The following is a 23,424-nucleotide window of genomic DNA, read 5'->3' as shown; positions in this document are numbered from 1 at the left end:
GCAAGTCCTTTTTCTTTTCTAAAATAGGAGTGCAGAGTTGTGTACGTTTCCGTTGCACACTTCTGCACTCCTATTTTGCATTACACACTAATTCAGGAATACATTTTCTGACTAAAATTTCTCTACGCTTTTTCATGGAAATGGATGTGACCTTAATATATCCATAAGCAGCTAATTCACTTTTTTCATTTAGTTGAAGTGGGACTTTTTTATAGAAGGTATTTTGAATCATATTTTCAATGACCACTGTTTCTCGATTCGTTAATTGCAAATAACTCAACATTTTGTCTAGCATACGACCGTTAAACTCTTTTCGGTCCCAGTCTTTTAAGAGCATCCCATATGGAGTAACAGCCCGATACGGCAATTTTAATCCGAGCATTCGTCCGTAAAAACTAATGGCATCTTGTTCGGCAGCAATTCGACTACTTTGATTGAATTTTCTTTTATACTGTTGTTTTGAAAAACATGAAAAGTAAAAACGGATGATTCTAAAATAGACAATTGGATGAATCTCTTTATGCGAATCTGGTAAATTCCGTATCACATTAAAGTTTTTGATCACCCATGTGTTAAAGGATGTATCACCCGAGTAATGGATGACTTGTAATAGTTTTAAAAAGTGATTCAGTCTTCCCTTCTGTTTATTTAATGATTTCCGTTTACCTAATAAGTCGTCCAACTCCCTCTCAATGAGAGTAAAGCGTCCGGTATCTGCGAAGGTTTGGATAAGATTTTCTATTTGGGCGTCAATAGATGTTACATTCGTATCACGTTTTAGCACCTGAGGGACTAATTCCTCTTTGTGTTCTTTATTCCGAAAGTGAATTTTATATGGCGTTTCATGCTTCGATTCGGAAATGCCAAACCTCATCTTTTTCTTCAGTTCGTCTGGATTGAAACGTACTTCCATCTCAATGAATCGTTCCTCATGGGAAATTAATATTTGAAACATATTCGAACGATGCAATGTCACTTTATCAAGAGTCGCTATATGGAATAACTGATTGTTAATAACTCTACTTTCAGTCATATTTGTAAAACAGATGCTAACCGTTCCAATTCCAATATTTACTGCTAGTTGATCTTCTACATAATGAATAGGAATTTTTCGAATAATAGACTTTTTGTATTTAGCCAAAAGTTCGCCCCCTTTCATTTAATCAAATTTCGCTAAATCCCAATGTGTGACAATCCCCAATAACGCTTGATTCGACTTCCCAGATTCCGTAATCAACAAAGCTTCTAACTTTTGGCCTTTATTTGCGGCCTGTAAAAAGTAATCTTTTGCTTCATAAATGGTATTTCTTCTCGAAACAAAGCGATACGTCCTAGCAAGTTCATCAACGGAAAGAAGATCACTCACTCTGTTTTCTTCGAATGAAATGAGATCATCCTTCATTTTTGACGCCAGCCAATTCGTAATTCCGCTTTCAGTTACAAGCGAAATAAATTCTCCGTCTGAATTAAAAACAGGAAATTGAGAGTATTGGAATTGATGAACAAACTGGAGCATTTTACTCATCGAATCCGTTTCATTCAATGAATAGACGTCACAGAAGAAGGTATTCATTCGCTTCGGAGAACGTAACTTCTCTTCGATTTCAATAATCTCGTTCACAATTTTTTCGTGAGGTTCTGCAATCGATTCACCATTCAATCCGCTCCCATGTTGAATGGCGTTGCGCAAGCGTCCAAAACTTTTGAGCCGCTCCGCTTTTTGTCGAATTAAGGGATTTTGTTTAGCCGCCTGATCCACAAGATAGGAGAAGGAGATGTGCTCTTCCTGTTTTAGCTGCTGACGTAACATTGTCTCAATGCGATGAAACCGATCTAAAAAAGTAATAGAGTTTTTCATGAGATACCTCCATGTTTGAAAACCTTATCTCAACGCACCACAAACTCTTCTTGCTTAACAGTTTTCCATGCCTCTCCGTCATACAATTTGAACAACTCGCTAGCCAATTGATAATTCCGCTCAAATGCTACGTTACCTAGATTAAAGAATGGTTTTGTAGACTCGCTCCAATTCCACAACACACGCTTATCTTCTCGAATTGGCATTTGTCGACCTTCTAATAATTCAGTGAGCGCCTTACGTTCAATCGGTTCAGAGTATCCAAGCATCGCATAGAGAAAGTAAGCGTACTCCGTCTCATCGAAATTCAAAACAACGACATGCGCCTTATGCTCGTTAATAAACCGCATCATTATCCGATACTGTTCAAATAACAACGGCGCTAAATGCGTACTTTCTGGATGGCTACCGTTCAAGATTGATTTTGTTAATCGGGAACACTTCAATCGATGAGGTAACCGTAAAGCTGGGAAAGTAGGGACTGCTAGTACATTCGTTTTAACTCCAGCTAGTCGAAAGAAACGTTCGATTTTTTGATCAAAAGCATGTCTTGTTGTCGAACTATTTTTTCCTCGTTCATATATGAGTGATGTCCATGTCAAAAACTGCTCCTCGTCTAAAATCTGATTGATTGACGTAGGGTTAAGGAGCATTCCACCTTCTCGGTACTCAAGTTCTTGTGTGCGGTTAAGCGGGGATAGACCACCCCACACAATGACACGAACATCTTCGACTTCTTGTGGGATGAAATGTGGAGCTGGTACGTTACTGCCTTCATATATGAATGGTATTAAATCTCCCCAGATTTGAATCAATTCTTCGTTCATATTTAGCAAACTATTGGATTCTTGACGCGTATTCCAAAGACCAGGCTCAAAGCGCCATGTGTGAAGCGTATCTTGAATAAAGTAGGGATGTTTGTACAGAATCGACTCGACCGTTTTCGGTGAATATGGATAATGCTGTTGAACCTCTTCAATTAACTTATCCACAGAAACGGGAGATTTCTGTTTCAATAAATAGTTTACTAAGAGTGAACGTGCGCTCGGATGTTCGATGGATGGATCGAGTTCTTGTATTCGATTGAGCCGCTCAGCTTCTCGCATATCCTCTGGTAGATACGGAGCCACTCTGACAGTCGCTTTTCCTTCCTGCAGATCCTCGAATATCATCTTTTGTCCCGGTTTAATCCGATGTTCAAAAAGAAAATCACTAAAACTGTGGCTTCCCGCTTGGCCTTTCGAGTTCATAGTTAGGATATATGGACGTAACTGATTTAAAACTTCCAGCTGCCCACTGGCAAAATACTTCGCCAACTCACCAGGCACCTGAAATATAGAGTTTCTTCTTTCGATTGTAGATAAGCGAATCGTTATACGGCTGTTGGCCGAACGTTCCCGTTTAGCAGGTTCAGCCACTTCTGTAGTCTGCTTCACTCGTAATGATGGGATTGGAGAAATAATTGTTTTCCCACGCGTTTTATTTGAGGTGAGATCTAGTTCTTTGGGTTTGGAATCATCATAAATAATCGTATTCTGAGAAATAACAATATTTCGTTCCACCTTTAAAACTTGTCTCAATCCTTCGTAATAAGCAGAGAATATATTTTCATATGGCTGTTTCCGAAAATACTTTTGAATAATTTCTCGAATTTTAATCGGTGTTTCGCGATTCCGTTTCAAGTGCTCAATAATGGCACCTTTCTGTTCTTCAATTTCTTCTAGAATATCTGGTGAAACGGTGATGTTGTAATCCATTGGTGGATTATCATAATCATTTAAACTAATCCGTTGATAAGATGTCTTGAAACGAGAATCTACTTTCGGGAAAAATAAGACGTTAGATTCTTGTATGTCATAGTAAGATTTTACTCGTGCAATCACATCATGTCTGACGATGTTCTCAAGTTTATTCTTGTACATATAGCGATGAACCAAGTCATTTAATAGTTGCCATTCGCTCAAGATAATATATTGCGCATCTTTACGTCCATGTTTGCCATTCAAGACAATAAATCGAGAATCTTTATATAAAGCTGTTGTTAAACGATTTAATTCTTTCGTCATTAAAACCGGTTCTCGGTTTTGACGTAGCTCTTTTTCTATCGAATCAAATCGTGGAGAGGGACTATTTTCACGTCTAACACACTCTCCATCACTGATTAACGATGGAGATTTAGCTCCTAATGCTGAATCTAAGATTCGAACAGCATCTTCCCTCTTACAACCCCGTCCCGAATCCCAAATCATCATCAAATACTCTATTAGTTTTTCTCGCGTCAATACATCGGTGTGAAGTGAGTTAAATGCCAACTGAATATAACTAATATTTGAAGAGACTACACCTGAAGATTCCATCATTTCCCCTCGCCCCTTATATTCAAATGTTTTACAATTAAATTATATAAGAAAGGGGCAAAACAATGAATGATATTATCCAGCGCCTAGTTAATTTTTTATCAGGTAAAGATAATCACCAGGCCTCGATTGATGAGGCTTTAGATTTGCTTGAAGATGAGTTCATCGATTTGCGACAACTTCGACAGATTTTAGCTCATCAAACAAAAGTCCAAATGAATAAGGACGTTCTCCAATTAACAAGTCAGGAGAAGCAAACCACACAATCTAAAGCCTTTACACCTAAACAGCGCACCGAACTCGTTGAGAACCTAGAAAAAAGACTGATAGGACCACAAAATGGTGAACATGAAACGCTCAAAGCGGCACCAAGTTCATACTATTTGACCGGTCGGATCTTTCCATACGGGGCCTCATCAAACGTCATTCACGAAGAAGAGACAGATCAACCTTTAAATGAAGTTGAAGGCGTTACCGTTGAAGGTGAAGCCATCGAAGAAATCATCATTTCTCAAGATCAATTTCGTAATTCAAGCTTGGGTGTCAGCTTTATTTTAAATGATATTACCCCACTAACTTGTCACATCAATTGGGCACGTTATGAGTCTGTAGAAGAAGATACCTCTTTTTATTACAAACGGAAGCCGTTCTCAAAAATCGTCTCACTGGATTTAAACCAAAGTGGTGAACTGTCAATCGACTCAGATTCGAATCTGCTCTTAAAATGGTACGTACGTCCAGGGAAATCTGGCTTAGACATCAGTCTTTATCTCGTTCACAGCTTGGACTTAAGTTCAACTAATCGTTTTCCGAGACAAGAGGAGATTATCTTTCAACCTCAACTGTCATTTAGCATCAATAAACAGTCCATTGTTCCACGGCCTGCTTACGGGGTGAACAACTTAATCAATTTCTTATATCGCGAACGGACTGTTCCTATTATCGGTCACCAAATCGGTACAGATTGGTCTGTAGATGACACAACCTACTACTTCACCACGACATGGTTGCCAAAAGAAGAAGTGCCTCTAGTTGAGCATCAACGTTTGACGGACACGTCGTTCAATATGTTGGATCTGGCTAAACAGCCTAAAGCTGAAGTCATTTCTCGATTAAAAAAATTACCAGATGCTTATATGGAATGGATCGAGGATGAGTCAGCGAAGCGGGACGGACTTAGCGAAAGTGATCAACCCTTGCTTTCACAACAAGTTGAACAAGCGAGAGAAACATGTTCGCGTATATACGATGGAATTCGTCTTTTGGAGACGAACGACAAGGCATGGACGGGTTTCAGACTCTCGAACTTAGCGATGCACGTTCAACGCGAGCAAGGGATTCAGGCCTCGATATATAAAGAAACAGAACAATACGATTTTGAACCGGTCAAAAGCGAATGGCGTCTGTTCCAGTTAGCTTTTATCCTCATGAATTTACCTAGCAGTTTTGACAAGCAACATGAAGACCGTCAGCTTGTCGATTTGCTATGGTTCCCGACCGGTGGAGGTAAAACGGAAGCTTACCTTGGCCTAGCAGCATTCGTGATGTTTGTTCGGCGCTTAAAGAATGATGTAAACGAGCCAATGAGTTACGGTGGCATGAGTGTCATGATGCGCTATACACTCCGTCTACTGACCATTCAACAGTTCCAGCGAGCGACGCTTCTTATTTGCGCAATGGAAGCAATTCGTCGACACGAAGATGCTTATTCGAAGCAGATACCTGATCTTCAATTAGTAGACTTAGGCACCGTACCGTTCTCGATTGGACTTTGGATCGGTAGCGCATCCACGCCAAACAATTACGATGATGCAAAAATCGCGCTTCAAAAACTAGCAAGCAACGAACCCCTTGAAAACGGAGAAGTCGGTAACCCGATGCAACTTAGCCATTGTCCTTGGTGTGGGGAGAAATTGACTGTACAAAACTATTCGGTCAATCGAGCTAAAGCGACAATCAAATGTTCGAAGACAAGATGTACATTCCACAGCGGCATCCCAGCGTATACGATTGACGAGGCCATTTACGATCATTTGCCGTCGCTCGTCATCGGGACCGTCGATAAATTAGCACAAATCGCTTGGCAACCACGGATTGGAGAATTGTTCGGTCGTAAATCATCCTATCGAGCTTCCGACAACAAATTCATAGACGACTCTCCGACACAAGATTTGCCACGGCAAAAAGCTTGGCTACCGCCTGCGGATCTTGTTATCCAAGATGAGTTGCACCTTTTAAACGGTCCGCTTGGTTCTCTAACAGGGTTATATGAGTTCGTGATTGATGAGCTCATGGGATTTGGCGAATCAAAACCAAAAATAGTTGCTTCTACCGCTACCATCAGTGGGGCTGAATCTCAAATTCGAGGTCTTTATGACCGTCCGGCAAACCAATTCCCAGTTTATATTCAATCACCTGATGACTCATTTTTTTCAAAAACAGTACCGATTGATCAGAAACCAGGTCGTCTTTATGTAGGTATTTCTTCGCCGGGGGTCAGTATGAAAATCCATACTGTGAACATATACGGAGCATTGATTGCCGCGACACGAAAACAAGAGAAGAAGGCTGAACTCGATCCGTATTGGACCGTTGTTGGGTATTTCAATACAATTCGTGAATTGGCCGGTACGAATACGATGTTTTATGATGAGATTCGGACGTATCTTCAAGCGAATGAAATTGAAGACCCATTACTCGATTTCGAAGAGTTGACGAGTCGCAAAAAAGCACAGGAAATTCCTGAATTGTTAGCTCGGATGGAACGAACGTTTGAGAATGATGAAGTATTGGATGCCGTCCTGTGTACGAACATGATTTCTGTAGGAGTTGACGTCAACCGTCTCGGTTTGATGGTCGTCCATGGTCAACCGAAGACGACTGCTGAATACATCCAAGCCACAAGCCGGGTTGGCCGTCAGCATCCCGGCCTTGTCGTGACAATTCTGAACCCACAACGTACTCGCGATTTGTTCCACTTTGAGCAGTTCAAATCTTTCCATCAGTCGTTCTATCAATACGTCGAACCTACGAGCGTGACACCCTTCTCTAAAGGTGCATTAAAGCGCGGTATCACTGGTGTTCTCGTGGGATTAATTCGTCAAACGACAACCTCGCCTTCTATTTCGAAATCCAATAGCGCAGGTCAATTTGATTTGAATGCTATAGACGTGACGATGATTGATCGCTTTGTCGCTCGAGCTAAGTCTGTTTATGATTGTTCAGAAACAGAAACTCGTCATCTTGTCAGTGAGGTGTTAGACACGTGGGAGTCACTCGCTAATCGCACTAACCATGAACTAGCCTATCGACAAAAAATCGTAAATGGTAGACCGATGAATACTTCACATCATTTACTGAAGTACTTTGAAGAAACCCCTTATACTCACGATGCGATGTTTGCGCTGACTTCTTTGCGCAGTGTAGAGCCTGAAATTAAAGTTGAAGAGGAGGTCAATCGCTATGACAGCTGGTGATTCAAAGCATTCTTATCAACGAGGTTCGATTCGTGCGGCACAATTACTTCATCACTTCGGTCCAGGAGCTATCGTTGATTTGCCAGACGGTAGTTTTATCACAAACGCAGTGGATCAATGGAAATTTGGATATAATAAAGTTCGAGAAGAAGACCATGACGCTGTGATGAGTGCTTTCAACCAGAAGCCGATCCGCCTACTGAACAGCAACCCTGAAGCAATTCGCACGAAAGTATCACGATTTCCGATCTGGCGCTTCTGTCCGAATTGCGGATTTATGACAGATCAACCGAGACGTACATTTTGCACGAACCCAAAATGTCAACCTCTTGGAGTGAAGTATGCACCGATGCGTTTTGTGACCGCCTGTCGAAAGGGGCATATTAGTGATTTTCCATGGGTGAAGTGGGCACATCAAGGACATGATATTTGTGATAAGCCCCGTTTACGTCTGATAACTGATAAAGGCACGCTATCGAGTTCTTACAAAACGATGCGAATTCAATGTACCAACTGTTCCACGCCTCCTGTTTCTCTGGCAAGGATAAAAGAAAAGGGAGAACTTGAACGTGTTACAGGTAAGACATGTTCAGGAACTAAACCTTGGATTTTAAATCATCAAGCTGAGGTGTGTGATGCGGAAATGACAGTGTCTTTGCGTGGAGAGACAAAATTACACATTCCAAATGTTCAAAGCGTGATTACGTTACCACTCAAAACAGCAAGTCCTGAAGCGATCTATCAAGAAATCGATAAAAAGTATGAGTTATTTAAAAATACATGGCCAAACTTTTCCTCAGACCAAAAAACGGTCATGTTGAAAGGATTATTGAGTGACGGAGATTGGACGGAGAATGATATTCAAAAAGGTATTCATTACTTGGATTCTAATCGGCAACTGGAGGACCTTGCTTTTGGTTCTATCAAACAACGAGAGCTCAGTGCATGGAAACATACAAAAACTGCACCGCTCCAAGAACAAGATTGCCAAGCCGAGCGGGTGACTGTTCCTGAAGAGTGGACAGACTATATCAGTCACATCACACGTGTGGATTTGATGCGTGAAGTCCGTGCGTTAACTAGTTTTAATCGTTTGAAGTACGCAGATTCATTCGTCGAACGCAAAGCAGGAGATGGTATCTCCATCTTTAAAAATCATACAAATTGGTATCCAGGAATCGAAATCTTTGGTGAAGGAATATTTATTGAATTGAATCCAGAGATGATTGAAGAATGGGAAAGTCGTGACTCTGTAAAACGTATTTTTGAAGGTCAGCTGGCAAGATTCCAACGAAAACGCGTTAAGCGAGGCCAAGTCGAAATCGAATTATATCCACGTCATATCTTGCTCCATACATTTGCTCATGCCTTAATTCGAGCGTTTGCTGAAACGAGTGGGTATTCTTCTACCTCCTTGCGGGAGCGGTTATATTTTGAGAATGGCGCTGCCTCTGTGTTAATCCATACGGCCGAGGGTGATTCTGAAAGCAGTTTAGGTGGATTGATTGAACTTACCAAACCAGAGAAGATGTCATTGATGTTAAAGCGTGCCATTGAATTAACGGAGTACTGCTCATCAGACCCGACTTGCCTTGAAGGTGGCCAAGACCGAAAAGCTGCAGCATGCCATTGCTGTCTGTTCTTAAGTGAGACGTCTTGTGAATGGAACAATGAACTGTTAGATCGGCGGACACTTCATCCAAAGTTATCGGATGATCATCTCGCATTCTTTGACATATAACCCGCCGTTAGTAAAAAGAAAGACACAAAAATGGTGCGAAGACTTTACAGAAGTCTTCGCACCATTTTTTAGTTATTCACTTCCCCATACACTTCATTCATCATGTCTTCCATAATCACGGTTTTAAACTCATCGTTCTCTAGGATTTTCAGGAAAAACTCTTCATTGCTACTCATCCGATCAATGACGAAGTTAATGAACGTCTTCTCGAATGCGAATTTAAAGTTCTCTTTTGTATTGTTCTTTGCCTTTTCACGAATATCTTCACTATTTAACATATCTTCTTTTACTTGCTCACGAGAAAGAAAGTCAGTTTCAGTGAATTGTGTGCCAAAGCGTTCATTTAACTTGTCTAATATACTTGATAAGCGGACTTTCTCGTCATCTCCCGAGCCACCTATCCCATGCTTTTGAGGAGTTAAATCGTATCCACCTGTTTTCTCAAGCTCGATGCCGCCTTCAAACACTTTTTGGTTGCGATAGTATTCAAGCGTCACATCATCGGCCAAGTAAACATCTTTGTCATCTCGACCTCGAGGTAATTTACGCAGTAAATACGTCAGATAAATATACAACTTGTGTAAGTCTAAATCGATGAAGGTGATGACTTGTAAAATGAATCCGTAAGTCCGTGCAAACTTAGTGGCTACTTGTTTAAATGCATACTGTTCTTCATCTGAAAGGTTTTTAAATCGGTCTACACCTTTATCCAGAATCGCATTCAACTCAATCTGAGCTTTTGCAGACTTGTTCGCTCCGCCTGTCACTTCAAGTTCGTTGACCCTTTGCACTTCTTCGGCCGTGAATAATTGATATGGTTCTATTTCAGCCTGCATGTCATACAAGATGTTCGGGTCAGTCACTTCGGATAAACTAGTCGATTCATAATATGGTTGGAACGATGCTTGAATATCTTCTGGGTCATTCACAAAATCTAGCACGAATGTATCATCTTTACCTGGGCAAGTCCGGTTCAAACGAGATAGAGTCTGAACCGCTTTAATACCGCTTAACGGTTTATCTACATACATCGTGTGGAGGAGTGGTTCATCAAATCCAGTTTGATATTTTTCCGCCACTAGCAAGACCTTATATTCATCGGAGTTAAACTTTTCAGGTAGTTCCCTTTCTGAGAACTGGTTCATGTCCGGCTCCGTATAATTGATTCCGCCGTCTTGAACGGTCCCAGAAAACGCTACTACCGTTTTCAAATCATTGTAACCCATTTCATTAATATAACGATCAAAGGCGACTTTGTAGCGTACGGCGTGTAAACGGCTAGCCGTTACTACCATCGCTTTGGCTCTGCCTCCGATTTTACGTTGTACGAAATTTCGATAGTGCTCGACGATAATTTCTGTCTTCTGCGCAATACTGTGCGGGTGCAGGGAGACGTATTGAGCCAATTTCTTCGTTGCTTGTTTTTGTGAGACTTCTGGATCATCGTCTACGGTCTTCGCAATCTTCCAAAACGTCTTGTACGTCGTGTAATTCTCGAGGACATCTAGAATAAATCCTTCTTCGATTGCCTGGCGCATCGTGTACTGATGGAAAGCCGCTGGTTTACCGTCTGGACCAACTGTGCCGAATTTTTCTAGCGTCTTTGGTTTCGGGGTAGCGGTAAACGCGAAGAATGATACGTTATCTTGTTTTCCACTCTTCATGATTGCTTCAACGATTTTCTCATCGACGTCATCCAAATTGTCTTCGGCAACCCGATCTTCTTCGTAAGCTGCTTCTAATGTCTTATCGGATAAGACGTTCGTCAGAGCGGTCGATGCTTTGCCCCCTTGTGAGGAGTGCGCTTCATCAATGATTACTGCATACTTTTTACGTTCCAGACCTGCCACTTTCTCTAAAACGAACGGGAACTTTTGAAGCGTTGTAATGATGATGCGTGTCTCATTGTTAATCGCGCGTGCAAGTTGGTCAGAGTTTTTATCAATCGGCTCAACCATTCCCGCTCTATGCTCCAACTGATAAACTGCATCTTGCAACTGTTTGTCTAAGACGCGACGATCTGTAATAACGATGACGCTACTAAAAATCGATTCGTTGTTCTCGTTATGTAATTTCGCCAATCGATGGGCGAGCCATGAAATCGAGTTCGTTTTCCCGGAACCAGCAGAGTGTTGGATTAAATAGTTACGACCAACGAGATGACGAGATACATCTGTCTCAATTTTACGCACTGCATCCAATTGATGAAAACGAGGGAAGATGAGCATTTGGCGCTCTCCAATGGTCTCACCGTTTGAATCTTTGATTTCATCTTTCTTCACGAAAATGAAACGATAAAGGATATCAAGGAGACTATCAGGTGCTAAAATGTCATCCCACAAATAATGTGTCCGATAATTGCTGTCCTGAGGTAAAGGGTTTCCTTTGCCCCCTAGATTGCCTTTGTTAAAAGGTAAGAAGTAGGTCTTCCCTTTATCGAGCTTTGTTGTCATGAATACTTCGTCTGGATCAACAGCAAAATAAACAGCAACCCGCTCATTAAAACGGAAGAGTTGTTCCCGAGGATTTCGATCATCCTTTAACTGTTTCATCGCATGCTCAACCGTTTGATTCGTAAGTGGATTCTTTAGTTCCATCACGACAAGTGGTAGACCATTTAGGAACAAGACCATGTCTAAACTGTTGTTATGCTTGTCGCTGTAATAGACTTGGCGAGACACATTGAAACGATTCAATTGATATTGCTCGTTCAATGTCTTATTCATATCCGTTGGTGGCTTATTGTAGGCTAATTGCAACGTCACCCCGCGGTCTTTGATGCCCTTCCGTAAACATTCGACTAACCCTTGCTTATGCAATTGATCTTTGATACGTTTTAACACTTCTTCTTTGTAAGAAGGACCATACGACTTCTCAAGCGTACGCATACGTTTTTCCTGCGTATCCTCTAAAAATGCAAATAGTTCCTCTACGTCGATAGCATGCTGCTTAAAAGCGACACTTGCGTCACCTTCCAGTACACGCTTTTTATAGCCATTTTCAATTAACTCAGTTTCAATATTCGATTCAAACCCTTTTTCCGAAGTATCCATTGCCATGACAACTCACCTCACTTAATCAAGTTCCATATCACGTACATCAATCTTGCCTGTAACTGCTTCGTAAATTAGGGCTTGGCGGTATTCTTTTAGTTTTTCAATATCTAATTTTATTAATTCCAGCGACTTATCTATTTCACTTTCTTTAGTTTTTAAATATTTGCTAACTTCAAATTGTTCATTTTTTGGAGGAACAGGAATTGGAAATTCCTTAAATACATCTGTTTGTAATCTCCATCGACCAAAATTTGATACACCTTGACCATGCCCATAAAAAATCTTAGTAAAATAACACATTTGAAAATATCTTAGATAATAATCATGGCACTCAGTATTATCTTTTATACGAAATACTCGATAATCAGGGCTTGTTACTCCTTCAAATGGTGAACAATCCACATATCCCGTTAATAAGTCCATTCCATTCATAACATAATCTTTAAATTCTACTTTTTGATACTTATCATATGATTCAGCATGTTGCCCTGAAAAATCTTTTAAATCTTTAATCTTTAATCCACGTTGTGTTAAAGAGAGTACAGTAGGATTTTCAGACGGTTGAATGAATTTTCTAATATCAAATTTAAATTTAATTTTATTTACATCCCAATGTTCAGGAATCTCACCAATCCACTCAACACCTGAATCTTTCATTTTCACATTAGGATTTAAACCTTTTGTTACCGCTTCTGTAATGATTGATTGACGTTGTTGTTCAAGCAAGGATATCAAAAGTTGCTTTTGATTTAATAGTAAGTCAATCTCTTTAGTTTTTACTTTTAAATAATTAACAATAGATTTTTGTTCTCTTTTACTAGGTACAGGTATTTGAAGACTATTTAAATTCCCAATCGTTAATTGATTAATTGTTGATGTTAAAAATGTTCCTATCTGAAATTCAAATATTGGAGACAGGAACACGTAAAATAAATATTCTGATAAATCACTTCTAAACACCGTAGTAAATGCTCCAAAAGATATACCTTCACTTTGATTATCAATTAATGCAGCTTTACCTATTAGTTTTCTACTCCCATTTCTAGAACAAATAAGAATATCGTTTTTTCTAGTGATTAACTTAAAAGGGATTTGCGTATCTACATAAACATTATTCTCGAATTTTATTTGGTTATTTTGGATATTTGATGCCCTTAAAACTAATATCCCTTCACCTTTATTAACAACATCATTTGGGCTATAAGTTAAACCCGTTATAGCCTCACCTAATAACTTTAACTTTTTAACTTCCCAATGTTCTGGAATTGTACCCATCCACTCAATTTCACTATCTTTTACAACAGAATAAACTTTCATTCCATCACCTTCTTCAACTGCTTGACAATCTCCACTTCTAAAGCACGAATTTCATTCATAATTTCTGCTGAGCTGCGTAGTGGTGTGTATTTATAGAACTGGCGAGTGAAAGGAATTTCGTAACCGATTTTTGTTTTAGATTCGTCAATCCATGCATCAGGGACATGTGGTAATACCTCACGTACAAAATATTCTTCAATATTTTCTTTTAATGGAACGATTTCTGTATCACGTAAATCTGAATCAGGCTCGATATCTGTTTTGTTTTTCATACATACATCAGCCGTTTCATCTTTTTCAGAAAGTCCCGCTAAAATAGCTTTTAATACAAGCGCACCAATTGTAATATTAGCTTGTTTTAAAGCATCTTTTAATATTTTCGTAAACTCGCCACGATTTTTATATACTGTATCGCTCGCTAATGTGCGTAACACATACAAAATTTGCGTTTGTAATTTCTTACCTTCTTCGACCTCAAAGTGACCTGCATCGCCTTTTTTCTTCGACGTTGCTAAGTTCACAAATCCTTTTTCTTCAACAACACGTGCTAAGCGTTCTTCATTTACTTGGAAGTTTAGGCGTAATGGACGCTCTACTGTAATTTTCGCATAACCAAAGTCTTCATTATCAAAAATCTTTACGTTTTCATGTGGCTGCGCATCCCCGTATAAACGTACAATCTCATTGATTTGCTCTTCCGTAATTTCGTTACGCTTGCTACCCATAGACTTTTTCATTTTTTTCGAGAAGTCTACCGCATTAACTAAACGTACCTTTCCTTTATGAAGAGGTGCTTTTTTATTCGTTAAAATCCAAATATACGTTGCGATACCTGTGTTGTAGAATAGATCATTTGGTAGCGCTACGATTCCTTCTACTAAGTCATTTTCCAGTACATATTTCCGAATTTCACTTTCACCAGAACCCGCATCACCTGTAAATAATGGAGATCCGTTCATAATAATGGCCAAACGTGAACCTTGTGGATTTTCAGGGGTTACAGGCTTCATTTTCGATAATAAATGCATTAAAAATAGTAGTTGCCCATCACTCGTGCGAGGTGTGCCTGGACCGAACCGTCCATTGAAGCCTTGTTGCGCATGTTCTTCTTTGATTGGTTTCTCATAGGATTTCCAATCTACCCCATATGGAGGATTTGAAATGAGATAATCAAATTTTTCACGGGAGAACTGGTCGTTTGACAATGTGTTTCCTAAACGAATATTTCGTGCGTCTTCCCCTTTAATGAGTAAGTCAGCTTTACAAATCGCATATGATTCTGGATTGATTTCTTGTCCGAAAAATTCTAAGTGCGCCGTAGGGTTTTGACTTGATAGATAATCTTGAGCTACAGACCCCATTCCGCCAGTCCCAGCAGCACAGTCGTACAACGTTTGTGTTAAACCCGGCTTGGTTAGGACACTTGCATCGTCATGTAAGAACAATAGATGGGTCATTAAGGTAATCACTTCCCGAGGCGTATAATGGTCCCCGGCTTCTGCATTCTCATTAAATCGACGGATTAGTTCCTCAAATACATAACCCATTTCAATGTTCGAAACCGTTTCAGGATGTAAGTCGATTTCGCTGAAGCGTTTAATGGTTAAGTATAGTAAGTTATTTTGATCCAACTTATCGATTTGGCGATCAAAATCAAAATGATCCATAATGTCTCGCGCCACTTTCGAAAAGCCGTTTATGTAATCGCGTAAGTTGTCAGCGATATTATCTGAATCTGTTAATAACTTATTAAAGTCATATTTACTCGTATTATGAAAATTTTGCTTAGAGACGCGATTCAAAATTGGTTCGCGAGCCTCTTCACTCATTGATAAAAATTTATCAGCTTTCGCTAATACTTCTTCTTTTGTACTTTCTAACACACAGTCAAATCGACGTAATACGGCTAATGGCAGTACAATTTTCCCATAGTCTTCTGGTTTGTATGGTCCACGTAAAACCTCTGCGATTGACCAAATAAAACTTACTTTGTCTTGAAAATTAATCATTTTAAATACCTCATTCTATATTTATTAAAAATCTGTCTTTTATAAATCTATTGTTTTCTATTTTTCTGGAAAATTACTCATATTAATTATAGATCAGAAGCAGTCATCTTGTAGCATCAATATTCTTCTTTCGCAGTGTCATTTATCAATTTCCGATTGAAAATTCTATTAAAAATGAGTATTGTCAAAGATTCGACAATACTCATTTTTAATATCTCTCTTAGGATAATTCTTGAATTGATTAATAACTTCAAAACCCTTCAATTAAATAAACATTTATTTCTTAAAACAAATCTGGTCTTCTTTGAGAAAAATAGTACGGCCGTTTTTCAATAAAATCTACTGCATCATAACCATTTAAACTTTCAATTCGACTTTGTTCAAACCGCTCATTTTCTTTCCCATCAAATGTTTTTCCAGTTGCAGTCTTCGTTAATTCAATAGTTCCATATGATACATTCATTTCTAACTGGTAGCTATTATTATCAAAACTAGTACCGTAAGGCTGATAAGTATGACTAATACCATCAAATTCCCCTGCTTGCAGAGCGGCTAAAACTTCTTCTCGTTTCATTTTACCATTCCTCTCATAAAAAGCATTCAGATAGTGTTGAGATCAACATTGAATATTACCGCAAGTACACTACTAATTTTGAATGTTTAATAACTAAAAATCAATTATTTATTGAATATAAATATCTCATTCAATATAGTTTTAACAGACACAATAAAAAAAGGAGAAGCTCTATAGTTCAAGCTTCTCCCTTCAACTATTAAGAATAGACTTACATCATGCCGCCCATTCCACCCATTCCACCCATGTCAGGCATGCCGCCGCCAGCGCCTGCTGGTTCTGGCTTGTCTGCGATGACCGCTTCCGTTGTGAGGAACATGGCTGATACGGATGCTGCATTTTGAAGCGCTGAGCGCGTCACTTTCGCCGGGTCGACGATCCCGTGTGCGATCATGTCGACGTACTCGCCAGTCGCGGCGTTGTAGCCGATGCCGACCGACTCGTTTTTAAGCTTCTCGACGATGACCGAACCTTCTTCACCCGCGTTTTCCGCGATTTGACGGACCGGTGCTTCGAGGGCACGGAGGACGAGTTTCACACCTGTCGCTTCATCCGCTGTCACTTCTGCAAGCAACGCACGAACCGCTGGGATGACGTTGATGAACGCCGTACCACCACCTGCGACGATGCCTTCTTCGACGGCTGCGCGTGTCGCGTTGAGTGCGTCTTCGATGCGGAGCTTGCGTTCTTTGAGCTCTGTCTCTGTCGCTGCACCAACTTTGACGACGGCTACGCCACCTGCGAGTTTCGCGAGACGCTCTTGGAGTTTTTCACGGTCGAAGTCAGACGATGTCTCTTCGATTTGGTTACGAATCGTTTGAACGCGTCCTTTGATGGCCGCTTCGTCTCCAGCACCTTCGACGACTGTCGTTGTGTCTTTCGTGACGACGACTTTTGAAGCGCGTCCGAGCTGTTGAAGTGATGCCGACTTGAGCTCGAGGCCGAGGTCTTCTGTAATGACTTGGCCGCCCGTGAGCGTTGCGAGGTCTTCGAGCATCGCTTTACGACGATCGCCGAAGCCTGGTGCCTTGACCGCGACCGCGTTGAACGTACCACGGAGCTTGTTCAAGACGAGTGTCGCGAGCGCATCGCCTTCAATGTCTTCTGCGACAATCAAGATTGGTTTCCCTTGTTGCACGACTTGCTCGAGCACTGGGATGATTTCTTGGATGTTTGAAATCTTCTTGTCTGTGATCAAGATGTACGGGTTGTCGAGTACCGCTTCCATCTTATCTGAATCTGAGATCATGTATGGTGACAAGTAGCCACGGTCGAACTGCATCCCTTCGACGACGTCGAGTTCAGTCGTGAAGCCGCGTGATTCTTCAATCGTGATGACGCCGTCGTTACCGACGCGTTCCATCGCTTCAGCGATCAACTCGCCGACTTCTTCGTCTGCTGCCGAGATGGCCGCGACTTGGGCGATCGCTTCTTTCGACTCGATCGGTTTCGAGATCTCTTTTAGCTCTTCGAGTGAACGACGAACCGCTTTGTCGATTCCTTTACGGAGAATCATCGGGTTCGCGCCCGCCGTCACGTTTTTGAGACCTTCACGAATCATCGCTTGAGCGAGGACTGTCGCCGTAGTCGTACCGTCCCCTGCGACTTCGTTCGTCTTCGAGGCGACTTCAGCAACGAGCTTCGCGCCCATGTTTTCGAAGTGGTCTTCGAGTTCGATTTCTTTCGCGATCGTCACGCCGTCATTCGTGATGAGCGGTGAGCCGAACTTTTTCTCAAGGACAACGTTACGTCCTTTCGGTCCGATTGTTACTTTTACCGCGTCAGCGAGTGCGTCGACACCGCGAAGCATCGCATGACGTGCGTCTTCTGAGAATTTGATTTCTTTTGCCATTGTTCATTTCCCCCTAAACAAGATTTTTGAAAAATGGTGAGTCTTAGCCTACGATTGCGAGAATGTCGCTCTCTCGAACGATTAAGTATTCTTTGCCTTCATGCTTCACTTCGGTACCCGCGTACTTCGAGTAGATGACCAAATCATTTTCTTTGACGTCGAGCGCGATTCGCTCACCTTGGTCCGTGACGCGGCCTGTACCGACTGCGAGGACGCGTCCTTGTTGCGGCTTCTCTTTCGCCGTGTCAGGAAGCACGATGCCTCCGATCGTCTTTTCTTCTTTCTCCACGACTTCGATGATGACGCGATCGCCTAGTGGTTTTAACATAGAAAAAACCTCCTCCGAATATGAATGATGTATCGTTGAATCGTAAGTTTTAGCACTCATCAAAAAGGAGTGCTAACACTGATTAGTGTAGTATGAGACGACTGAAAATGCAAGCGGGAACATCAAAAAAATGCTTCCACTCGCGGTCAAGAGACCTTATTTGATACAATGGTTAAAAGGAACGTTGACTCTTAGGAATAAGGACGTGTTGAATTGGCTACACTAAACTCAAACCAATCGATAAATACCCGTTTTTCGATGGCGCCTAACATTCGGCTCCGGCATATCATCCCGATTCTGTTGTATGCGTTTGTTCAATTCTTTCCGGTATTGATTAGCGGTGTACGTCCCGAATGGATCACGCCGACAGCAACCGGGCTTTGGTTCGCCATCGGGTTCAGTTTGACGATCATCATCTCGCTCTTCTTGCTGTGGCCCGACTTGAAGCTATATAAACAGCAAGGCATCCAGTCGAACTTGAACGATACGGTCAAATGGATCGGACTCGGGATTCTCATGCAATACGGGCTCGTCATCGTCGCCAACTTGATTGAGACGTGGATCTCAGGTGACGTCATGGGGTCACAGAACACCGAGCAAATCGCGGATATCGTCCGTCTCGTCCCGGTCATGACGCTCTCGGTCGTCTTGCTCGGACCGATCATGGAAGAGATTCTGTTCCGTCATATCTTGTTCGGCAACTTGAGCGCCCGCTTCGGGTTCTGGATCGCGTTCGCGGTCAGCTCGCTCTTGTTCGCGCTCATCCACGGTGACAACAAGATTCTCGTTTACGTGGCGATGAGCTTCGCCTTCACGGTCGCATACGCCAAGACGCGTCGCTTGATTGTACCGATTGCGATTCACGCGTTCAACAACGCGCTCGTCATGGTCGTATTATTCTTAATGTAGAAATGAGGTGGCATTGATGCCGCGACACTTAAAAGTTATGTTTTTGTTCAGTCTCTCGTTCGGGATTCTGTTCACCGTCCTCGCCTACTACTCGGTGCAGGAGTATGGCTTCAGCTTCTGGACGTACTTCATCATCGCCGTAGCCGCGTATGACTTCTTCAAGGTGTATCAGATTTTAACACTTGCCCGAAAAGCCAAAAAAGAGAACAACGATAAATCGGCCTAACGAAAAGACCAAGCGCGCAGCTTGGTCTTTTCTTATGGATCACTTTCTCCCAAACAAAGGATTCAAGATTGTAAAATAAAGGTATTAATCATTTAGAGAAGTATAAAAATGGTAAAGGGAGTTGGTGGTATGTTTAAGAAGATGATGAATAACGTAGCGGTCACAGTCCCACTCGAGGCGTCCAAACTTCAATCGTTCATAAGTCCAAAAATCCCCGAGCTGTCGGATGTGACCGTCGAGATCACAAACGGACAATTGATTTTAGCAGGGTCAAAGAAAGTCGGGGTCGCTTTCTTCTCGAAAGATGTTCGGATGAAACTGACATTGGTGCCAAAAGAGATCCACGGGCGAAAAATTGTGTTCACTGTCGTGAAGGTCGAGCCTACGGATAAAGAAATCTTCAACGACAAATTTTTAAACCACTCCCCTTATATCACTTACGATGCTCGAACGTTGACGCTCGACTTGAGTGCGATCGGCCCGCTCCAAAAAGTGAAAGTCGGCAACATCAAGTCACTTGCGTTGGAAGAAGGACGTGTCGTTTTAGTCATCGGCGCATAACCACCCGCTCTGACTCATCCTGGCTCTCTTTTGAAAAAGATATCAATCTGCGTTATATTTGATAGGTTAACTATCAAATAAGGAGAGATACGATGAAGAAAGCAGTTCTCGCGCTGGTCGCTTCCCTGTTTCTCGTCGCCTGCTCCAACAAAGACGACCTGTCTACATACGACGAGTATGGCGTGCTCGAAGAGACGATTGAGATCGCACAGTATGAACCGAAAGTCGAGACGGACAACGACGGCAACCGTGTCATCTTGTTCTATGCAGGTGAAGGTGTCGCCTATAAGAGCGTCTATGTAAAAGACGAGCGTCACCTGAAAGTCATCAGCACGGACGATGAGGCCCCGCTCTATAACGGCACACTGTAAAACACAGCCCCCTTCGCGCGAAGAGGGCTGTTCTCAATTCTCATAATGAATCTGTTGGTGGTGTTGTAGCCGATACGCAATCAATTGCTCACTTTCTAACGGTTCATGGAACAGTGACACGGCCGTGATTTGGTTGTTGTCATACGTCCGATAGTAATAGATACCATCATCGACGTTACAGCATGAGGAATAGATGGTGTACTCATACGTCCCGTCCTCGGCCTCGTTCAAGCCACGTGTTTGCATCACCGTATCCAACAGTTTGAAAAATTGTCCGACCGCGGACGCCTCGGTCGGTTCGCAGACCGAGTTGCAGGTAGCGAACGTTGCCCGGACGAAACGCGACGTCGACGATAAGTCACCCGGCAAGCCTTGCCCGCCTAATCCGAGACAATAGGCATCGAGGTTCAATGTCGGCGCGAACGTATTAGCCGGCAGTTTCGTCGAGACGTGGCGATAATCGTTCAGATTGAACAGCTGGTATTCAAAAGATGGATTATTCGTCAAGACCCCGACTGGATTGTCGTACACGCGCAACCCGTCCGTCATCGGCTCTACAACAATCGAAGTATCCTTGTCGGCGATGATCCAGTGTAGCGGATGAAGCGGGAGCGCGTCGCTAAAATTGAGATTGATCAGATGAATCGCCGCCAGTCGCTCTTTCACTTCCTCGATTGTCGCGCACTGGCCGAGGATCCACGGGATGAACTCGAACGGGGAGACGTTGTCTCGTCCGTCGACTTCCGGCTTGAACACGGCATTCCCCGGGAAGTTCAGCCCTGCCATGCTCAGTCCCTTCTCATTCGTCGCCTCGTAATAGAGCGGATAGTCTTCCACGACGGTCGCCATCCCGATCATCGCGTAATGGTTAACGTTCTCGCCCATCCGTCTGAAGTTAAACGGATAGTTTCGGGGCGTGATCGTCACTTGCTCGTGATAGGACACGTTCAGGTCTAAGTTTCTGCCGAAGTAGTGGGCGTGCGGAGCGTACGTGATTGCTGTACACATAACAAAACTCCTTCCGATCCAATGCAGACAATAACAGCACTCTTTGTCCTATTCACGTTATCGTCTGACATCAACCATAAGAAAAAACGATGAGGCGTGTGCCACATCGTTCTTCGTTTTATTTCATTTCGGTCTCGACCGTTGTTTCCGGCATAAAGAACCAGAGGCCAATCCCTTTCAATCCGAACACGAACGCCAAGGTAAAATATACAAATGATTCAAGCGGATAACTCATTGTGTCGACGAAGAACGACACGAAGGAAGCAATGATTAAAGTGACGATGACGATACGTAAAGCGAGCTCATTCGCCTCACGTCCAATGGCTTGACCGACTTTTTCATCGTGGGCAAACGCGATGTCTCGACGCCACGCATAAAAGAACAGCGCGGACATCATGACGGTCGTATCCGGCACCTCGCCAAACCAAATATCACCAATCACAAACCCGAGCATGGCGAACATTCCGAGCTTCAGTTTATCCCTTTGCTTGAGTGATGCACGGGGCCACAGTGATTTTTTCATAACACAATAAACCCGACCGTCAACACACCATATAAGAAACCGAGTACGATCACACTGATGGCGATCGACTTATATTGCGGATATTTATGTAACACGACCGCTCCCGCGATGACGTGAATAAACGCGACGATGAACGTCACAATCGCAAAACCCATTGGTTCATTCCTCACTTCCAAAAAAATAAATAGAAAATCATGGGAATTCATCCGTTTCCCGGTACAATAAAGTCTGCATTCATTATATCAATTCTCGGAAAGAAGGCACATCCTATCATGAATTATTCACGTACCGATTTATCGACGGAGGAAATGCTCCTCGTCAACAGCGAAGTCGAGAAAAAGAAACGCAATCTCGTCGTCGCGTACTTGCTTTGGTTTTTCCTCGGCGGATTTGGTGCTCACCGCTTCTACTTCAAGAAAACCGGGAGCGCCCTCGCGATGCTTGCTCTCACGGTCGGTTCAATCGTCCTTACGGTTGTATTGATTGGTTTTATCGGGCTGTTCGTCGCCGGCATTTGGGCGCTCGTCGACGCGTTCCTCATGCCAGGCTGGCAACAACGCGAAGTCGAAGCCATCGAACGCGAGACAATCGAGTCGTTGAAGACTCGCTCTGAGCGTCAAGCTGCCTTTTAACGACCAGACGGTCACGCCAACGCGTGACCGTCTTTTCTGTTAGAAGCTATTCTCTTTCAAATAGAAGGCAAAGTTCCGGTGTTTCCGTTCTTTCGTCGCATAATGAATCCATAGCCAGGCGAGTGATTCGAGCTCACGCGCCAGCTTCAAATGACGGAGCGTATGGGCGTCGAAACCAATCTTCGAGGCAAGGTCTTGGACGGCTCGAACCGACTCTTGCTCGTCTCCGGCGATGAACATCATCGACATGTTCGGGTTCTCCAAGTTCTCGACACCGGTCTGATTGAACGCCTTGACGATGCGGACGTGCGGCGCAAGTTCCTGCAGATGTTCGGCCCCTGATTTCCCTTCCGGCCGCTCGATGGAATCGAACTCTTTGGCAATCGGATTCGTCACATCGATGACAATTTTGTCGTCCAAGTCCCGGAGCGATTGAATCAAATCGACGGCCGCCGCGAACGGTGTCGTCAATAAGAGGATTTGCGCATTCGATGCCACTTCTTGGAGCGACATCGTCCCTTCCCGTTCTGACCGTGTCCCGTACAACACGTCATAGCCGACGTCCTCGAACTTGCGCCCGAGCGTCCGTCCGACTTTTCCGGCCCCTAAAATACCAATCTTCATGT

General features: G+C 42.7%; 20 protein-coding genes. 7 read left to right on the top strand and 13 right to left on the bottom strand.

Going from position 1 to position 23,424, the window contains the following annotated elements:
- Positions 1–70 precede the first annotated feature (70 nt).
- The 3 genes from KNP74_RS14255 to KNP74_RS14245 are packed head-to-tail and all read right to left on the bottom strand — an operon-like array spanning position 71 to position 4,215.
- Positions 71–1,141, bottom strand: coding sequence for a hypothetical protein (locus KNP74_RS14255; RefSeq protein ID WP_214764654.1), 1,071 nt, complete (start codon positions 1,139–1,141; stop codon positions 71–73).
- Positions 1,142–1,159: 18 nt separating this feature from the next.
- On the bottom strand, positions 1,160–1,858 hold the full coding sequence (locus tag KNP74_RS14250) for a CBS domain-containing protein (protein WP_214764653.1): 699 nt from the start codon (positions 1,856–1,858) through the stop codon (positions 1,160–1,162).
- A 29-nt stretch (positions 1,859–1,887) separates the two neighbouring features.
- Complete coding sequence (locus KNP74_RS14245; RefSeq protein ID WP_214764652.1) at positions 1,888–4,215, bottom strand: hypothetical protein; 2,328 nt, start codon at positions 4,213–4,215, stop codon at positions 1,888–1,890.
- Positions 4,216–4,280: 65 nt separating this feature from the next.
- Here KNP74_RS14245 and drmA point away from each other — a divergent pair, with 65 nt between their 5' ends.
- Both drmA and drmB read left to right on the top strand, forming a co-directional pair.
- Complete coding sequence (gene drmA, locus KNP74_RS14240; RefSeq protein ID WP_214764651.1) at positions 4,281–7,691, top strand: DISARM system helicase DrmA; 3,411 nt, start codon at positions 4,281–4,283, stop codon at positions 7,689–7,691.
- Positions 7,678–9,432, top strand: a complete 1,755-nt coding sequence (gene drmB / locus KNP74_RS14235) for a DUF1998 domain-containing protein (protein WP_214764650.1) — start codon at positions 7,678–7,680, stop codon at positions 9,430–9,432. Before drmA ends, drmB begins: the two co-directional genes overlap by 14 nt.
- A gap of 68 nt (positions 9,433–9,500) precedes the next feature.
- On the opposite strand, the gene KNP74_RS14230 is transcribed toward drmB, so the two are convergent.
- The 6 genes from KNP74_RS14230 to groES all read right to left on the bottom strand — a co-directional run bounded on the left by KNP74_RS14230 (position 9,501) and on the right by groES (position 18,568).
- Positions 9,501–12,491: a type I restriction endonuclease subunit R gene (locus KNP74_RS14230; protein ID WP_214764649.1), complete on the bottom strand. Its 2,991-nt coding sequence runs from the start codon at positions 12,489–12,491 to the stop codon at positions 9,501–9,503.
- A gap of 15 nt (positions 12,492–12,506) precedes the next feature.
- Positions 12,507–13,805, bottom strand: a complete 1,299-nt coding sequence (locus KNP74_RS14225; protein WP_251130206.1) for a restriction endonuclease subunit S — start codon at positions 13,803–13,805, stop codon at positions 12,507–12,509.
- Complete coding sequence (locus KNP74_RS14220; protein WP_214764648.1) at positions 13,802–15,814, bottom strand: type I restriction-modification system subunit M; 2,013 nt, start codon at positions 15,812–15,814, stop codon at positions 13,802–13,804. The genes KNP74_RS14225 and KNP74_RS14220 overlap by 4 nt, the downstream gene beginning before the upstream one ends.
- A 283-nt stretch (positions 15,815–16,097) precedes the next feature.
- On the bottom strand, positions 16,098–16,388 hold the full coding sequence (locus tag KNP74_RS14215) for a hypothetical protein (protein ID WP_214720087.1): 291 nt from the start codon (positions 16,386–16,388) through the stop codon (positions 16,098–16,100).
- 211 nt (positions 16,389–16,599) lie between these two features.
- A complete protein-coding gene (groL, locus tag KNP74_RS14210; RefSeq protein ID WP_214764647.1) occupies positions 16,600–18,240 on the bottom strand; it encodes a chaperonin GroEL in 1,641 nt (546 codons plus the stop codon).
- Positions 18,241–18,283: 43 nt separating this feature from the next.
- Positions 18,284–18,568, bottom strand: a complete 285-nt coding sequence (groES, locus tag KNP74_RS14205) for a co-chaperone GroES (RefSeq protein WP_021065365.1) — start codon at positions 18,566–18,568, stop codon at positions 18,284–18,286.
- Between the two features lie 258 nt (positions 18,569–18,826).
- Between groES and KNP74_RS14200 the strand changes: the two genes are divergently transcribed.
- The 4 genes from KNP74_RS14200 to KNP74_RS14185 all read left to right on the top strand — a co-directional run bounded on the left by KNP74_RS14200 (position 18,827) and on the right by KNP74_RS14185 (position 20,635).
- Positions 18,827–19,477: a CPBP family intramembrane glutamic endopeptidase gene (locus KNP74_RS14200; RefSeq protein ID WP_214764645.1), complete on the top strand. Its 651-nt coding sequence runs from the start codon at positions 18,827–18,829 to the stop codon at positions 19,475–19,477.
- A 16-nt stretch (positions 19,478–19,493) separates the two neighbouring features.
- Complete coding sequence (locus KNP74_RS14195) at positions 19,494–19,703, top strand: YdiK family protein (protein WP_131472784.1); 210 nt, start codon at positions 19,494–19,496, stop codon at positions 19,701–19,703.
- A gap of 129 nt (positions 19,704–19,832) precedes the next feature.
- The gene (locus tag KNP74_RS14190) at positions 19,833–20,264 is read left to right on the top strand and encodes a hypothetical protein (RefSeq protein ID WP_214756781.1); all 432 of its coding nucleotides are present in this window, start codon (positions 19,833–19,835) and stop codon (positions 20,262–20,264) included.
- Positions 20,265–20,356: 92 nt separating this feature from the next.
- Positions 20,357–20,635 (top strand): hypothetical protein, encoded by a 279-nt coding sequence (locus KNP74_RS14185; RefSeq protein ID WP_214764643.1) that lies wholly within the window; start codon positions 20,357–20,359, stop codon positions 20,633–20,635.
- A gap of 33 nt (positions 20,636–20,668) precedes the next feature.
- Here KNP74_RS14185 and bsh read toward each other — a convergent pair whose 3' ends face one another.
- From bsh to KNP74_RS14170, 3 genes are all read right to left on the bottom strand, one after another.
- Positions 20,669–21,643, bottom strand: coding sequence for a choloylglycine hydrolase (bsh, locus tag KNP74_RS14180; protein ID WP_214764642.1), 975 nt, complete (start codon positions 21,641–21,643; stop codon positions 20,669–20,671).
- Between the two features lie 118 nt (positions 21,644–21,761).
- A complete protein-coding gene (locus tag KNP74_RS14175) occupies positions 21,762–22,166 on the bottom strand; it encodes a hypothetical protein (RefSeq protein WP_214764641.1) in 405 nt (134 codons plus the stop codon).
- Positions 22,163–22,321 (bottom strand): hypothetical protein, encoded by a 159-nt coding sequence (locus KNP74_RS14170; protein WP_029596201.1) that lies wholly within the window; start codon positions 22,319–22,321, stop codon positions 22,163–22,165. Before KNP74_RS14170 ends, KNP74_RS14175 begins: the two co-directional genes overlap by 4 nt.
- 117 nt (positions 22,322–22,438) lie before the next feature.
- Here KNP74_RS14170 and KNP74_RS14165 point away from each other — a divergent pair, with 117 nt between their 5' ends.
- Complete coding sequence (locus KNP74_RS14165; RefSeq protein WP_034781421.1) at positions 22,439–22,798, top strand: TM2 domain-containing protein; 360 nt, start codon at positions 22,439–22,441, stop codon at positions 22,796–22,798.
- A gap of 39 nt (positions 22,799–22,837) precedes the next feature.
- On the opposite strand, the gene KNP74_RS14160 is transcribed toward KNP74_RS14165, so the two are convergent.
- Positions 22,838–23,422, bottom strand: coding sequence for an NADPH-dependent F420 reductase (locus KNP74_RS14160; protein WP_214764640.1), 585 nt, complete (start codon positions 23,420–23,422; stop codon positions 22,838–22,840).
- Positions 23,423–23,424: the final 2 nt, after the last annotated feature.

Origin of the sequence: Exiguobacterium sp. s141, from assembly GCF_018618085.1 — a bacterium.
Taxonomy (GTDB): domain Bacteria; phylum Bacillota; class Bacilli; order Exiguobacteriales; family Exiguobacteriaceae; genus Exiguobacterium; species Exiguobacterium mexicanum_A.
This window is presented reverse-complemented; position numbering and strand designations above follow the sequence as displayed.

Coding starts and splice junctions, on each gene's coding strand:
- KNP74_RS14175 (WP_214764641.1), bottom strand. CDS start 22,166: ATGAAAAAATCACTGTGGCCCCGTGCATCACTCAAGCAAAGGGATAAA.
- drmB (WP_214764650.1), top strand. CDS start 7,678: ATGACAGCTGGTGATTCAAAGCATTCTTATCAACGAGGTTCGATTCGT.
- KNP74_RS14185 (WP_214764643.1), top strand. CDS start 20,357: ATGAAGAAAGCAGTTCTCGCGCTGGTCGCTTCCCTGTTTCTCGTCGCC.
- groL (WP_214764647.1), bottom strand. CDS start 18,240: ATGGCAAAAGAAATCAAATTCTCAGAAGACGCACGTCATGCGATGCTT.
- KNP74_RS14190 (WP_214756781.1), top strand. CDS start 19,833: ATGTTTAAGAAGATGATGAATAACGTAGCGGTCACAGTCCCACTCGAG.
- groES (WP_021065365.1), bottom strand. CDS start 18,568: ATGTTAAAACCACTAGGCGATCGCGTCATCATCGAAGTCGTGGAGAAA.
- KNP74_RS14225 (WP_251130206.1), bottom strand. CDS start 13,805: ATGAAAGTTTATTCTGTTGTAAAAGATAGTGAAATTGAGTGGATGGGT.
- KNP74_RS14215 (WP_214720087.1), bottom strand. CDS start 16,388: ATGAAACGAGAAGAAGTTTTAGCCGCTCTGCAAGCAGGGGAATTTGAT.
- KNP74_RS14165 (WP_034781421.1), top strand. CDS start 22,439: ATGAATTATTCACGTACCGATTTATCGACGGAGGAAATGCTCCTCGTC.
- KNP74_RS14245 (WP_214764652.1), bottom strand. CDS start 4,215: ATGGAATCTTCAGGTGTAGTCTCTTCAAATATTAGTTATATTCAGTTG.
- KNP74_RS14200 (WP_214764645.1), top strand. CDS start 18,827: ATGGCGCCTAACATTCGGCTCCGGCATATCATCCCGATTCTGTTGTAT.
- KNP74_RS14170 (WP_029596201.1), bottom strand. CDS start 22,321: ATGGGTTTTGCGATTGTGACGTTCATCGTCGCGTTTATTCACGTCATC.
- KNP74_RS14160 (WP_214764640.1), bottom strand. CDS start 23,422: ATGAAGATTGGTATTTTAGGGGCCGGAAAAGTCGGACGGACGCTCGGG.
- KNP74_RS14220 (WP_214764648.1), bottom strand. CDS start 15,814: ATGATTAATTTTCAAGACAAAGTAAGTTTTATTTGGTCAATCGCAGAG.
- KNP74_RS14195 (WP_131472784.1), top strand. CDS start 19,494: ATGCCGCGACACTTAAAAGTTATGTTTTTGTTCAGTCTCTCGTTCGGG.
- bsh (WP_214764642.1), bottom strand. CDS start 21,643: ATGTGTACAGCAATCACGTACGCTCCGCACGCCCACTACTTCGGCAGA.
- drmA (WP_214764651.1), top strand. CDS start 4,281: ATGAATGATATTATCCAGCGCCTAGTTAATTTTTTATCAGGTAAAGAT.
- KNP74_RS14230 (WP_214764649.1), bottom strand. CDS start 12,491: ATGGCAATGGATACTTCGGAAAAAGGGTTTGAATCGAATATTGAAACT.
- KNP74_RS14250 (WP_214764653.1), bottom strand. CDS start 1,858: ATGAAAAACTCTATTACTTTTTTAGATCGGTTTCATCGCATTGAGACA.